Genomic DNA, 13528 nt, shown 5'->3' on the forward strand with positions numbered 1-13528 from the left:
CTTGAGCTCGCGTCAGTCTTGCTCTTGAGGGCCCGTTCTGAGCCAGGCGCAGGACTGACTGCGTCCGCCGAGTGTTGAGCCAACTACTCGGCACCCAACCCATTGTCTGCCCTGCTCTTAGCCCTGCAGTTTGTCCTGCTGTCTGTTCTACGGTTTGGCCTACGACCTCCCCATCAACCTCTCCCCACACTTGTTGTTCTTCTGCCTGCCTCTCCATTCGCGTTTCTATTTGCCTTTCTGTTGGCCTTTCTGTTGGCTTGCCTGCCTGCTCTTTCAAATCCCCACCCGCTGCCATCGCGCAAGACCAATACGATTGATGCATCTGAGGGGTTTGAGTCCGATGACTATCTCGCCCGGTATTTGCCCATTGCAATCCGAACCAGTACTCCCGTTGGGATAGGGCTGCACTCATTTCGCGCCTCCATCGCTTGAGCCACCTGCCGATGACTGATCCATGCGCCGCAATCCAGACTGCGGCTCCAAAGCCAAGCGATGTGTTTCATTGCGGTACAGCTCGATACGGCCTGCCTGATAACGCCACTTCAGGCTATATACCGCTGCGATCTGATCAAGCAACGCTGACAAACGCAGTTGCTCAAAAATCAGACCACCTTGCTGAGTCGGTTCCAGCACCTCCTCCACACCTGTTCGTTGGGAAACCTGCGTTAACGACAAGCGAGCCTGCGGACTGATGAACACGGTCAGCTCAGACAATAAAGACAAACGACGCGCCAGTTCATCCAGATCGGGCAAAGGCGTTTCCAAAGAAAAACTGAAGGTTTGGCTGGAGCGTAATGCCGCAGGCAAGACAGCCTGTTTTCGTAAAGGGACGGCCTCCCCCAGCAACCAGGGCTTGTCGACAGACTGAGCATGGGGCATAAAAGCTGCGCTGCTGTCATCCAGTGATACGGCATCATCCAGCCACGCCTGATCGACGTGCTGCCCACGTGTTTGCAAGGTGCAACCCGTCATCAAAAGCAAAAACAATAGGCAGAGGTAATTCATGACTGTCCCTCAGGCGGCACGCTCGGATCGCAGGCTTGCGGCCAAGCCAGAACCCTAAGCACCTGATTGGAGTAAAAACAGGCCTGCAAAGGATGTGCATTCAGTTGGGCAGCCGCTAATAATTGAGCCACAGCAGACTCAAAGCTTCCCTCAAAACGGGCCACTGCCTTGACCGGGAAATCAAGCTCCAAGGTCCAGTGTTCAGGTGCAAAAGTCCATTTCGCTTGTTTAGCCCATCGGACTAATGCCTGCCTTAAGGTTCTATCCTTTATTCGCAGCTCAAAAACCGACTGTTCACTGGACGCTGTATCCAGAACAGGGGCTGGAACTGGCAGCACCTCTGAGCGGGCTTGAAAGGCCTGTGTCTGCACCAATTTCACTGGTGCAAATTCCCCTTCCTTCTCTTGGGCCGCCACTAAATCTGACGCAAACTTCCCAGGAGAAAAATTACTTTGGGCGGAAGAACCGGCCCGAGAAGGACTTGATGAGAAATGGCCTGGTAGAGGGTGAGCAAGCTGAGAGTGGCTTGCTTGGGCAGACTGCAAATGATCTTGCTGGAGGCGATCCTGTAGCACGGCATCTGACTTTTCTACGCCAAGCCATACAGACCCCTCACCATGGACACTCTTGCGCCCTAAGCTGGCCTGTGCCTGTGCTCGCCCAGCACGAAATATCAGCTCCGCCCATAAGCCTTCAATCACTTGAAACTGCCCCAAGGGTTTCAAAGACAGCAATGTTTCCTGCCCATTCCTGCGTCCTAACACCGCTGGCAGCATTTGCTCCGGTGAAAAATGCAGCCAAATCCGAACCCCATTATCAAAGACCTGCATAGGGCCTACCTGTGGGTCGCCGGACAAGCGCCAATCGAAGTTAAAGACGCGTGTGCCCGGGTCAGCCAAGCGACCATCCGGGCCCAGGCTGGTCTGACAGGCGGGCAGCCCCAAACCACACATCACCAACACGCAGAAACGGACAAGAAAACGCATCACAGACACCCAAAGAAAAAACCCCATGTCCCGTTCAAGGGCATGGGGTTTATCTTCCGTGATGCTAGCCTAGGCGGCTAGATCGGCTTGTACGCAGAGATAAATCAGCGTCCTTTCTGAGCCACCAAACGGTTGGCTTCAGTAGCTGCTGTACGCAAGGCAGTCATCGCGGGCTGCTGACCATCCAGAGCGCTTTCCAGGCTCTGGTTGAACACGGCACGAATCTGGCGGTAGTTACGGAAATTGCCTTTGGCTGTACCCGAGGTACCGCTGCTATAGGCACCCACCAGGTGCATCCAGTCGCCCTTGTCCTTGTAGTAATCGCTGCCTGTGGCATTGAAGGCTTCACGGCTCACCGGCAAGAAACCTGTTTTCTGATACCAGCGTGCTGCGTTTTCAGGTTGGGCCAACCAGTTGATGAAACGCGCCGAAGCCTGATCCTGCTCGGACTTATGGCCTTTGACCGCCCACAAAGCCGAACCCGTCACAAAAGGCTTACCGGGGGTTTGGGTGACTTCCGGATAGTACGGCAAACCTGTAACGGCGTACTTCAAGCCGCGTGTGTCGCTGTATTCACCGATATGACCCGAATTGGAGAACATGACAGCACATTCACCCTTGGCAAAGCGCTGGGGCGATTCAGGCAGCGTGCCGGGCTTGACCATCAGTTCGGACTTCACCCAACTGATCATCATGGACAGGTGGCGGATATACATGACGTCAAAGTCAAAACCGACCTTGCCTTTGACTTTGGGGCCGGGAGCCAGACCATAAATCTGGTTATTCACGGCAGCCAGATTCTCCAGATTGATGGAGACAGACTGGTCAGAGGTCAAAGGGCAACGACGCGAACCTTTATTGGCCAGATCGACCAACTGGGCCTGCAGATCCAGCCAGACACGACTTGGGACCGCTGGCTCGATCTTGGCCTTATCAAAGGCATCCAGGTTGTAGTACATGACCGGGATTTCGGCCATGAAAGGGAAGCCTTGCAATTGGCCGCGGCCATTGCGCACAAAGGAGTTCGAGGCCAGGAACCAGGACACATTGTCCATTTTTTCCCGAGCCAGCAAGGTGTACATAGGCAAGATATAGGAGCGATCAGCGACCTCGTCCAGACCGGACATCTCGCCTAACTGCACCAGATTGGGCAAGTCTTTGCCCGCTTGCATGGCCTGATCCAAAGAGGTTTCCGTATCATGCGCCTTGACCGTCACTTTGACGTCTTTCTGGCTACGATTGAAATCCCGAACCAAGCTTTCAAACTCGTCCTGATTGTGCGAGTTCAAAGCGGTCCAGACCTGAATATCAACGGCTGCCAGGGCGGTGGACCCGAACAGCAAAGCGGCTGAGCCACCCGCTGCCATCGCCAAAGCCATAACACCACGTTTCAACAGTAATCCGCGTAGATTTTTCATACATCCTTCAAGATAAAAAAGGAAATTCAGGTTCGGGTTGTCGTCCCATGACCAGGTCCGCCAAGGCTCGGCCAGAGCCTATACCCATGGTCCACCCCAGGGTGCCATGTCCGGTATTCAGGTACAGGTTAGGAATGGAAGATCGGCCTATCAGTGGGACATTAGATGCTGTGGCAGGACGCAGTCCTGACCAGAAATGAACATTATCAAAATCCAATGCGCTTGGGAACAGATCTGCGACATGGGTTAACAAAGCCTGACAGCGGGCGGGATTCAAACTACGGGAATAGCCCGACAATTCAGCGGTTCCAGCCACCCGCAGGCTATCGCCCAGACGGGAAAAAACAAGTTTTTTATCTTTGTCCGTCAGACTGACAGTGGGTACCCCCTCGGGCACCAGCACCGGGAAAGTGGCCGAATAGCCTTTGGCCGGGTAAACGGGGCAGGAAATCCCCAGCGGCTGCAGGACCGTGGGGCTGAAACTGCCCATGGCGACAACAAAAGCATCCGCCTGGATAGACTCGTACGCGCCATCAGCACCAATCACCTCAACTCCTACGACTCGGCCCTTGGTCGTCAGCAAACGGGTGATCTGTGTGGAAAAACGAAACTCCACCCCGGCGCGCCTGGCCATCGCGGCCAAACCACAAGTGAACTGATTGGCATCACCAGATTCATCGTCTTTGGTGTAATCACCACCCACAATCTGATCGCGGGCCGACGCCAGAGCAGGCTCAAGCTGCACCAGCTCGTCCACGCTCATGATGCGCCGGTCCACCCCCATATCGCGCATGACATCGGCCATTTGCTGGGAATCATCCAGACTTTGCGCATCACGGTAAAAGGTGATGATGCCCTTTTCCTGATGTCGGTAGTCAAAGTCCAGGCTAGGCCGCAATTGCTTGAGCGTGCTGCGGCTGTATTCAGCCATCGCCACCAGGGCACGCACATTAGGCGCAACCCGGCCGGGCAGACACTCTCGCAGAAAAGACAGGCACCAGCGCCACTGACGCAGATCCAGGCGCGGACGGAACAGCAAAGGAGCATCGTCCTGCAGCAACCATTTCAGCAGTTTGAGCGGCATTTTCGGGTTGGCCCAGGGCTCGGCATACGACACCGAGATTTGCCCACCGTTGGCACGCGAGGTTTCTTGTGCGGGACCGGTCCCCCGATCCACGACCACCACTTCACAACCTTGCTGGCTCAGCCACCAGGCAGTTGAAACCCCAATAATGCCGCTGCCCAGAACTGCTACTTTCATGTGTACTGTCCGCTTGTTGAGCTATTGATCAAGACGCTTACTTTACGTCTGCCAGGGACGTAAAGGCATCTGCAAAATAATTGTCCGGATTCAGTTGAGCTTGCTCCACAAAATCCTTGCGAGCCGCCTCGACCATACCCGGCGCACCACAGGCGTAGACCTGCCAGGCCGACAGATCAGGCAAATCAGCCAATACGGCCTGATGCACAAAGCCGGTACGTCCCGTCCAAGCATCTTCGGGCTGTGCGTCCGAAATCACCGGAATGAAACGCACATTAGGCAGTTCGCTAGCCCACTTTTCAGCCAGTTCGGACTGGTACAGATCCTTGGGTCGACGACCACCCCAGTACAGGGCCACTTCACGCTGGCTGCCGGTTTGAATCAAACGCTCGATCAAGGCCTTGATCGGTGCAAAACCCGTGCCGCTGGCCAGGAACACCATAGGAGCAGCGCTGTCTTCACGCAAGAAGAAAGAACCCAAAGGCGCTTCCACGCGCAGAATTTCACGCTCTTTCATGGCGGTGGCACCGGCACCGAACACATGATCGGTAAACACGCCGCCGGGCATGTGACGGATATGCAATTCCACCTGGTTGTCTTCCCGTGGCGGTGTGGCCATGGAGTAGCTGCGACGGCTGCCATCTTTCAGGATGAATTCCAGATACTGGCCGGGGTAGTAACGGAAAGGCTCGGACGATGGCATTTGCAGACGCACCACCATCACATCATCACGTACCTTTTCCAGCCCCACGACGCGCGACGGCATTTTGCGAATCTGGATATCGGTCGCCATACGAATTTCGTGGGACTCGATCAGCATGTCGCTGCTGGGCTTGGCCTGACAGAACAGGGTGTAGCCCACCGCACGGTCGTCTTCGCTCAGCAATTGCTCGGGCGCACGGCCTGCATCATATTCGCCTTCAATGACCTTGCCACGGCAAGACGAACAGGTGCCATTACGGCAGCTATAGGGCAAAACAATGCCCGCATTCAGCGCGCCATCCAGCACAGATTGTCCGGGCTGTACGTCAAAACTATGCCCGCTGGGCTGAACCGTAACTTTGAAACTCATATCCCACACTCAAAAAAGAAAGCTATCAGGCGGAGGGCCAGCCTCCGGCGACAATACAAATTCAGGACTCTTCAGGCCGATGCAAAACAGGGTCGTTCAATTTGAGCGACAGGGTCTTGCCCTTGCCTGCCCGCTTGCCCAGATAATTGGCCAGCATGTCCAGATCCATCACGATGGTAGAGGGACGCTTGCGATTTACTCCGCTAACCGCCAGACCGGTTTCACCAAAGGCCACCCACTGACTCAGCGTATCACCTTCATTGAGCTTGATCAGCACGGTGCCACGTCCACCTTTGGACAGCACTTTCAGTTCCTTGATGTCCACCACCAGGAAACGTCCCTGCTCGCTGAGCAGGCCCACATACTGATCGTCTGGGCGCAAAGCCAGGGGTTTAAGCAGCTTTTTGCCATCTTCAATAGTGACAAACTGCTTGCCCGCTTTCTGGCGCGTATTCATGTCGCCTTGGGAGGCCACAAAACCGTAGCCATCGCAGGCCGCCAGCAAGTAGTTCTGCTCCAGAGGCGCGGCCAGAATATGTTCGATAGGCGCGCTGGAGCTGACTTCAATCATGGAGGTAATGGGCTGACCATCTCCACGCGCTGAAGGCAAGCTGGAAACCGGCACAGTATAGACCCGGCCATCGGTACCGATGGCGACCAGATCAGTGGTACTACGGCACTCCAGCGAATCGCGCAGATCATCACCCGTTTTGAAGCTGAATTGCGAGGCGTCGTGGCCGTGGCCCTGACGCGAACGCAGCCAGCCTTTGCGCGACACAATCACGGTAACTGGCTCGTCGACCACCTTGGTTTCCAGCACGGCGCGCTCGGCCGCTTCAATCAAGGTGCGACGCTCATCACCGTAGGTTTTAACGTCTGCTTCGATTTCACGAATCATCAGACGTTTCAAGGCCTTGGGATCATCCAGCAGCTTTTGCAAGGACTCCTGCTCTTCCAGACGCTCTTGCAGCTCTTTCTCGATCTTGAAGCCTTCCAGACGCGCCAACTGACGCAAGCGCATTTCCAGAATATCGTCGGCCTGACGTTCGCTTAACTCAAAGCGCTCCATCAAGGCTGCACGCGGTTCGTCAGATTCGCGAATGGTTTGGATGACTTCATCCACATTCAGGTACACCACCATGCGCCCTTGCAGCACATGGATACGATCAGTGACTTTGTCCAGACGATAGCGGGTACGGCGCTCCATCGTATGACGGCGGAATTCCAGCCAGCTTTGCAGAACCTGACGCAAGGAGCGCTGGCCGGGACGGCCATCAGTATCAATACACACCAGGTTGATGGAGACGTTGCGCTCCAGACTGGTCTGCGCCAATAGGGTGGTCACAAACTCGTCCCGATCAATAGCGCGGGATTTGGGTTCAAAGACCAGACGCACGGCGGCCTGCTTGCCCGACTCGTCACGCACGGCATCGAGCATATTCAGCATCAAGGCTTTAGTCTGCTGTTGCTCGGTGCTCAGGGATTTTTTGCCCGCTTTGACCTTGGGATTGGTGCGTTCCTCAATCTCCTCCAGAATCTGCTGGGAGGAGCTGCCGGGCGGCAATTCAGTCACGACCAATTGCCATTGACCACGCGCCATTTCCTCGAATACCCAACGGGCACGAGCTTTGATGGAACCTCGGCCTTGCGCGTAAACCGCTGCAATGTCAGCCGAAGAGGAAATAATTTGGCCACCGCCGGCAAAGTCCGGGCCAGGAACGATCTCGTGTATTTCCTGATCGCTCAAATTCGGATTGCGCAGCAGGCTCACGCAAGCCTGGGCAACTTCGCGCAGGTTGTGGGAAGGAATCTCGGTTGCCATCCCCACCGCAATCCCCGATGCGCCGTTAAGCAGCATGATGGGCAAGCGAGCAGGCAAGGTCACTGGCTCTTTCTGGCTGCCATCGTAGTTGGGGATAAAGTCCACCGTGCCTTCGTCCAGCTCGTCCAGCAGCAAACGCGAGAACGGAGTCAGGCGCGCTTCCGTGTAACGCATGGCGGCGGCATTGTCGCCATCGCGCGAACCGAAGTTACCCTGCCCATCAACCAGCGGGTAACGCAGCACAAAATTCTGTGCCATACGCACCATGGCGTCATAGGCAGCCTGGTCACCGTGCGGGTGGTACTTACCCAGCACATCCCCCACCACACGGGCCGATTTCACTGGCTTGGCAGTTGGGCCCAGGCCCATCGCGTCCATCGCGTAAAGAATGCGGCGCTGCACCGGCTTTTGGCCATCCGTCAGGTCCGGCAAGGCACGCCCGCGCACGACCGAAACGGCGTAATCCAGATACGCCTGTTCGGCGTACGTCGCCAGCGTGATGCTATCGTCCGATCCGGCCGGTTCAAAATCCAATTGATTGCTATCCATAAATAACTCTTAAGTCGGGCTCAGACGTCCAGATCGGCCAAATTGCCTTTTTCTTCCAACCAGGCACGGCGGGCCGAGGCCTCGCCCTTGCCCATCAGCATGGTGAACATGGTTTGCGTACCGCTAAGCCCATCCTCACCCCAATGCACAGGCAATAAACGGCGGGTATCGGGGTTCATGGTGGTATCCCACAACTGTTCCGCGCTCATTTCACCCAGACCTTTAAAGCGGCTGATGCTCCAGGACTCGTTGCGGATACCTTCATTGCGCAGCTTTTCCAAAGTGGCATCCAGCTCGCCCTGATCCAGGCAATAGATTTTGCGAGCCGGGCGTTTGCCAGCGGCAGGCACATCTACGCGGAACAAGGGGGGGCGCGCTACATACACGTGGCCCGCCTCGATCAGTTTGGGGAAATGACGGAAGAACAAGGTCAGCAAGAGCACCTGAATGTGCGAGCCGTCCACGTCCGCATCCGACAAGATACAGATGCGGCCATAGCGCAAACCGGACAGGTCAGGTTCGGACTGGGCATCGTGCGGATCGACACCGATCGCCACGGAAATATCGTGAATTTCCTGGTTGGCAAACAAGCGATCACGATCCACTTCCCAGGCATTCAAGACCTTGCCGCGCAGGGGCAGAATGGCCTGAAATTCCTTGTCGCGCCCCATTTTGGCCGAGCCGCCTGCCGAGTCACCCTCGACCAGAAACAGTTCGGAATTTTCCAGATCGTGGGATTCGCAGTCCGTGAGCTTGCCGGGCAGGACCGCCACGCCCGAACTTTTACGTTTTTCCACTTTCTGGGCCGAACGCGTGCGGGCCTGAGCCTGACGCACGGCTACTTCAGCCAGCTTGCGGCCTTGATCCACATTGGCGTGGAGGTGCAGTTCCAGCGCATTGCGCACATAACCGCTCACCAGACGAACCGCGTCACGGCTATTGAGCTTTTCCTTGATCTGGCCCTGAAACTGCGGGTCCAGCACCTTGGCGGACAGTACAAAACTGGCACGCGCAAATACGTCCTCGGCCTGCAGCTTGACGCCCTTGGGAATCAGGCTATGCAGCTCGGCAAAGCTGCGCACGGCTTGATACAGGCCATCACGCAAGCCCGACTCGTGCGTACCACCGGCACTGGTGGGGATCAGATTGACGTAAGACTCGCGCACAATCTGGGAGTCCAGTGTCCAGGCCACCACCCAATGAGCACCTTCCCCGGGCGAGAAATTATCGTCATCTTGCGGGGCGTACTGGCGGCCTTCAAACAGCGGCACCAGCAACTCCACGCCTTCCATCTCTTCCTGAAGATAGCCACGCAAACCGTCCTGATAGCACCACTGCTGACGCTGGCCGGTTTTTTGCTGCACCAGCTCCACGGTCACCCCTTCCAGCAAGACGGCCTTGCTATGCAGGATATGAGTCAGTTGAGCCAGGGGAATCTGGGCAGAGTCAAAGTATTTGGGATCGGGCCAGACCCGAACACGGGTGCCCGTTTTACGCTTGGCCACCGTCCCCGTCTGGGCCAGAGGCTGCTCCAGCTCGCCGTCGGCAAAGACGATTTCATTGGCTTGCCCGTCACGCCAGACCAGCACTTCCAGGCGACGCGACAAGGCATTGGTTACTGAAACCCCCACCCCGTGCAAACCGCCGGAGAAGGCATAGGCCCCGCCATTGAGCTTGTCGAACTTGCCCCCGGCATGCAGCCGTGTGAAAACCAGTTCCACCACAGGCGCATTCTCTTCGGGGTGCAGGCCGACAGGAATACCGCGCCCATCATCCTCGACCTGGATACCGCCGTCCTCCAGCAAGGTAACCGTCAAGGTACGGGCAAAACCAGCCAGGGCTTCATCGGCCGCGTTATCGATGACCTCCTGCACAATATGCAGGGGATTATCCGTGCGGGTATACATGGCCGGGCGCTGACGGACCGGTTCCAGCCCTTTGAGCACCCGTATAGAAGATTCGTCGTAACGTGTAGTAGACAACTTGATTCCCGGTAGATCGTACAGAAAAACGCTATTTTACGAGTGGTTAGGCGCCAGTGGGGAAACGCTTTATTGGCGCGCGTTGCGCAGTGAATGCACATTATCAACCAGACGCAATGGTATCCTGTCAAAAATTGGCAACAAGACCGTCGCAATTGGCCGTAGAATACATTGTGCTCAGGTCACGCCACACGTATAGTTTTTCGTTATCTTTTAATTTTTTTGCATCTTGCCATGAGCGACTCCATCATTCACGTTACAGACGCCTCCTTTGAGAGCGACGTCCTCAATGCCGAACTTCCTGTTCTGGTCGATTACTGGGCTGCATGGTGCGGCCCCTGTAAAATGATTGCACCTTTGCTCGACGAGGCCGCCGAACTGTACAAAGGTCGTGTTATCATCGCTAAGCTCAACGTCGATGAAAATCCCGACACCCCTGCTAAATTCGGTGTTCGCGGTATTCCAACGCTCATGCTGTTTAAAGACGGCCAAGTCGCCCAGACTAAAGTCGGCGCACTGGCCAAGTCCCAACTTAGCGCGTTTCTCGACAGCTCCCTGTAATCTCTGATTAACCGCACGCAGGCCCTTCGCTGGCCTGCGGTCTGCTGCTGAAAGCCCTTCCCCACACCCATGCACCTGAACGAATTAAAAGCTCTGCACGTCTCGCAGCTGCTAGAAATGGCTGCCACTCTGGAAATCGACAACGCGAACCGCTTGCGCAAGCAAGAGCTGATGTTCGCCATCATGAAAAAGCACGCCAAAAAAGGCGAGCAGATTTTCGGCGACGGGGTGCTTGAAGTCCTGCCTGATGGTTTTGGCTTTCTGCGTTCGCCAGAAACCTCTTACCTGGCCAGCACAGACGATATTTACATCTCGCCTTCGCAGATTCGTCGTTTCAATCTGCACACGGGTGACTCCATTGAAGGCGAAGTGCGCACCCCTAAAGACGGCGAGCGCTACTTTGCCCTGGTCAAGGTGGACAAGGTCAACGGCATGCAGCCCGAGGCCATCAAACATCGCATCATGTTTGAGAACCTGACCCCGCTGCATCCCGATCAGCCCATGCGCCTGGAGCGCGACATCAAAAGCGAAGAGAACATCACAGGTCGTATCCTGGATATCTTCTCGCCTATCGGTAAAGGCCAGCGCGCCCTGATCGTGGCCAGCCCCAAATCCGGTAAAACCGTGATGATGCAGCATATGGCTCACGCCATCACGACCAATTACCCCGAGGCCATCATGATCGTCCTGCTGGTGGACGAGCGCCCCGAGGAAGTGACCGAAATGCAGCGCACCGTGCGCGGCGAAGTGGTGGCCTCCACCTTTGATGAACCCGCTACGCGTCACGTGCAAGTGGCCGAGATGGTCATCGAAAAGGCCAAACGCCTGGTTGAATTGAAAAAAGACGTGGTGATCCTGCTGGACTCCATTACCCGTCTGGCTCGCGCCTACAACACCGTGGTCCCTGCTTCGGGCAAGGTTTTGACCGGTGGTGTGGACGCCAACGCCCTGCAGCGCCCCAAACGCTTTTTTGGCGCTGCCCGTAATCTGGAAGAAGGTGGCTCCTTGACCATCATCGGTACTGCCCTGATCGAAACCGGCAGCCGCATGGACGAAGTCATCTATGAAGAATTTAAAGGTACCGGCAACTCCGAAATCCATCTGGAGCGCCGTCTGGCCGAGAAACGAATTTACCCTGCCATCAACCTGAATAAATCAGGTACCCGTCGTGAAGAGTTGCTGATCAAACCCGATCTTCTACAAAAGGTCTGGGTTCTGCGCAAGTTCATCCATGGGATGGATGAAATTGAAGCCATGGAGTTTATCCTGGACAAAATCCGGGCTACCAAGACCAACTCCGAATTCTTCGACATGATGAAGAAGTAAATCGAACATCCCGCGCAAGCCTCTCTATACGAGAGGCTTGCTTGCGATGGGCGTATGATCGGGTGCATTCCCGTGCATCCATTCTTTCAATCTGCTGAGTTCTACTCGAAATCTCAGTATTGCAAACAGAGTTCGCTTGCAATGAAATCTATCTCTCTAGAACAGTTCCTAGCCAGAGTGCAGTCCCGCGACCCTAACCAGCCTGAATTCATGCAGGCCGTACGGGAAGTCATGACCAGCTTGTGGCCCTTCATCGAGAAAAACCCCCAGTACGCCGATCATGGTCTGCTCGAACGTCTGGTCGAACCCGAACGCGCTATCCAGTTTCGTATCTCCTGGGTAGATGATCGTGGCCAGGTTCAGGTTAATCGCGGTTTCCGTATTCAGCACAGCAATGCCATCGGTCCTTTCAAAGGCGGCATGCGCTTTCACCCTTCGGTGAACCTGTCCATTCTGAAGTTCCTGGCTTTTGAACAAACATTCAAAAACGCCCTGACCACTCTGCCTATGGGCGGCGGTAAAGGCGGCTCGGACTTTGATCCCAAGGGCAAGTCCGATGGCGAAGTGATGCGTTTTTGCCAGGCCCTGATTGTTGAGCTGTACCGCCATCTGGGTCCAGACACAGACGTACCTGCCGGTGATATCGGCGTGGGCGCACGTGAAGTTGGCTTTATGGCTGGCATGATGAAAAAACTCTCCAACAGCGCAGCCAGTGTCTTCACCGGTAAAGATTTGTGCTTTGGCGGCAGTTTGATTCGTCCTGAGGCCACGGGATATGGCACCGTATATTTCGCACAAGAAATGTTGGCTCGCAAAGGCTTGTCCTTTGACGGCATGACAGTGTCGGTTTCCGGCTCGGGCAATGTGGCTCAATACGCCATTGAAAAATGCCTGGATCTGGGTGCGAAAGTGGTTACCGTTTCCGACTCGCAAGGTTGCGTGGTGGACATGGACGGCTTTACCCGCGAAAAACTGGCTTCCCTGATGCACGTTAAAAATGTGCAACGTGGTCGTCTGGTGGATTACGCCAAAGAACACGGCTTGCTCTTTCAAGAAGGCAAACGTCCTTGGCACGTCCCTGTGGACATCGCTCTGCCTTGCGCAACCCAAAATGAGCTGGATGGCAAAGATGCTGAAGTCCTGATCAAGAACGGTGTGCGTTGCGTTGCCGAAGGCGCCAATATGCCCAGCACGCTGGACGCGGTCGATGCCTTTATCCACGCCAAAATCTTGTATGCCCCTGGCAAAGCCAGCAATGCGGGCGGTGTTGCCGTATCCGGTCTGGAAATGAGCCAAAACGCCCAGCGTTTAAGCTGGACACGTGAACAAGTTGACGCCAAGCTGCACTCCATCATGCGTGACATCCACGAAAATTGTGTGAACTATGGTCAAGAAAGCGACTTCATCCACTACGTTAACGGCGCCAATATTGCCGGCTTTGTCAAAGTCGCCAATGCCATGCGTCATCAAGGTGTTTATTAAGTTTTGCGCCTTGCTCAGTAGTCAAAAAAACCGCCCACAAGGCGGTTTTTTTGTTGGTCCACTA

10 protein-coding genes are annotated in these 13528 nt (G+C 55.5%); 3 read left to right on the forward strand and 7 right to left on the reverse strand.

All coding sequences use genetic code 11. The features are described 5' to 3' along the window. Positions 1-408: 408 nt before the first annotated feature. The 7 genes from JYG33_RS06315 to JYG33_RS06345 form a co-directional block, all read right to left on the reverse strand. The gene (locus JYG33_RS06315) at positions 409-1005 is read right to left on the reverse strand and encodes a hypothetical protein (RefSeq protein WP_207875150.1); all 597 of its coding nucleotides are present in this window, start codon (positions 1003-1005) and stop codon (positions 409-411) included. Then, complete coding sequence (locus JYG33_RS06320; RefSeq protein ID WP_207875151.1) at positions 1002-1991, reverse strand: TcpQ domain-containing protein; 990 nt, start codon at positions 1989-1991, stop codon at positions 1002-1004. The genes JYG33_RS06315 and JYG33_RS06320 overlap by 4 nt, the downstream gene beginning before the upstream one ends. A gap of 104 nt (positions 1992-2095) precedes the next feature. Beyond that, a complete protein-coding gene (locus JYG33_RS06325; protein ID WP_207875152.1) occupies positions 2096-3409 on the reverse strand; it encodes an extracellular solute-binding protein in 1314 nt (437 codons plus the stop codon). A gap of 7 nt (positions 3410-3416) precedes the next feature. Beyond that, positions 3417-4670 (reverse strand): D-amino acid dehydrogenase, encoded by a 1254-nt coding sequence (locus tag JYG33_RS06330; RefSeq protein WP_207875153.1) that lies wholly within the window; start codon positions 4668-4670, stop codon positions 3417-3419. 37 nt (positions 4671-4707) lie between these two features. Then, complete coding sequence (locus JYG33_RS06335; protein WP_207875154.1) at positions 4708-5742, reverse strand: CDP-6-deoxy-delta-3,4-glucoseen reductase; 1035 nt, start codon at positions 5740-5742, stop codon at positions 4708-4710. A gap of 61 nt (positions 5743-5803) precedes the next feature. Beyond that, entirely contained in the window at positions 5804-8113 is a 2310-nt protein-coding gene (gene parC, locus JYG33_RS06340; protein WP_207875155.1) for a DNA topoisomerase IV subunit A, read from the reverse strand. Between the two features lie 20 nt (positions 8114-8133). Next, the gene (locus tag JYG33_RS06345) at positions 8134-10095 is read right to left on the reverse strand and encodes a DNA topoisomerase IV subunit B (RefSeq protein ID WP_207875156.1); all 1962 of its coding nucleotides are present in this window, start codon (positions 10093-10095) and stop codon (positions 8134-8136) included. A gap of 234 nt (positions 10096-10329) precedes the next feature. On the opposite strand from JYG33_RS06345, the gene trxA reads away from it, so the two are divergent. The 3 genes from trxA to gdhA all read left to right on the forward strand — a co-directional run bounded on the left by trxA (position 10330) and on the right by gdhA (position 13464). Beyond that, positions 10330-10656, forward strand: coding sequence for a thioredoxin TrxA (trxA, locus tag JYG33_RS06350; protein WP_207875157.1), 327 nt, complete (start codon positions 10330-10332; stop codon positions 10654-10656). Positions 10657-10725: 69 nt separating this feature from the next. After that, entirely contained in the window at positions 10726-11982 is a 1257-nt protein-coding gene (gene rho / locus JYG33_RS06355; RefSeq protein WP_009455931.1) for a transcription termination factor Rho, read from the forward strand. A gap of 141 nt (positions 11983-12123) precedes the next feature. Further along, positions 12124-13464 (forward strand): NADP-specific glutamate dehydrogenase, encoded by a 1341-nt coding sequence (gdhA, locus tag JYG33_RS06360; protein ID WP_063690655.1) that lies wholly within the window; start codon positions 12124-12126, stop codon positions 13462-13464. The last annotated feature ends 64 nt before the right edge of the window (positions 13465-13528 follow it).

Origin of the sequence: Alcaligenes sp. SORT26 (assembly GCF_017377875.1) — a bacterium.
Taxonomy (GTDB): domain Bacteria; phylum Pseudomonadota; class Gammaproteobacteria; order Burkholderiales; family Burkholderiaceae_B; genus Alcaligenes; species Alcaligenes parafaecalis.

Coding starts and splice junctions, on each gene's coding strand:
- JYG33_RS06315 (WP_207875150.1), bottom strand. CDS start 1,005: ATGAATTACCTCTGCCTATTGTTTTTGCTTTTGATGACGGGTTGCACC.
- JYG33_RS06320 (WP_207875151.1), bottom strand. CDS start 1,991: ATGCGTTTTCTTGTCCGTTTCTGCGTGTTGGTGATGTGTGGTTTGGGG.
- JYG33_RS06325 (WP_207875152.1), bottom strand. CDS start 3,409: ATGAAAAATCTACGCGGATTACTGTTGAAACGTGGTGTTATGGCTTTG.
- JYG33_RS06330 (WP_207875153.1), bottom strand. CDS start 4,670: ATGAAAGTAGCAGTTCTGGGCAGCGGCATTATTGGGGTTTCAACTGCC.
- JYG33_RS06335 (WP_207875154.1), bottom strand. CDS start 5,742: ATGAGTTTCAAAGTTACGGTTCAGCCCAGCGGGCATAGTTTTGACGTA.
- parC (WP_207875155.1), bottom strand. CDS start 8,113: ATGGATAGCAATCAATTGGATTTTGAACCGGCCGGATCGGACGATAGC.
- trxA (WP_207875157.1), top strand. CDS start 10,330: ATGAGCGACTCCATCATTCACGTTACAGACGCCTCCTTTGAGAGCGAC.
- rho (WP_009455931.1), top strand. CDS start 10,726: ATGCACCTGAACGAATTAAAAGCTCTGCACGTCTCGCAGCTGCTAGAA.
- gdhA (WP_063690655.1), top strand. CDS start 12,124: ATGAAATCTATCTCTCTAGAACAGTTCCTAGCCAGAGTGCAGTCCCGC.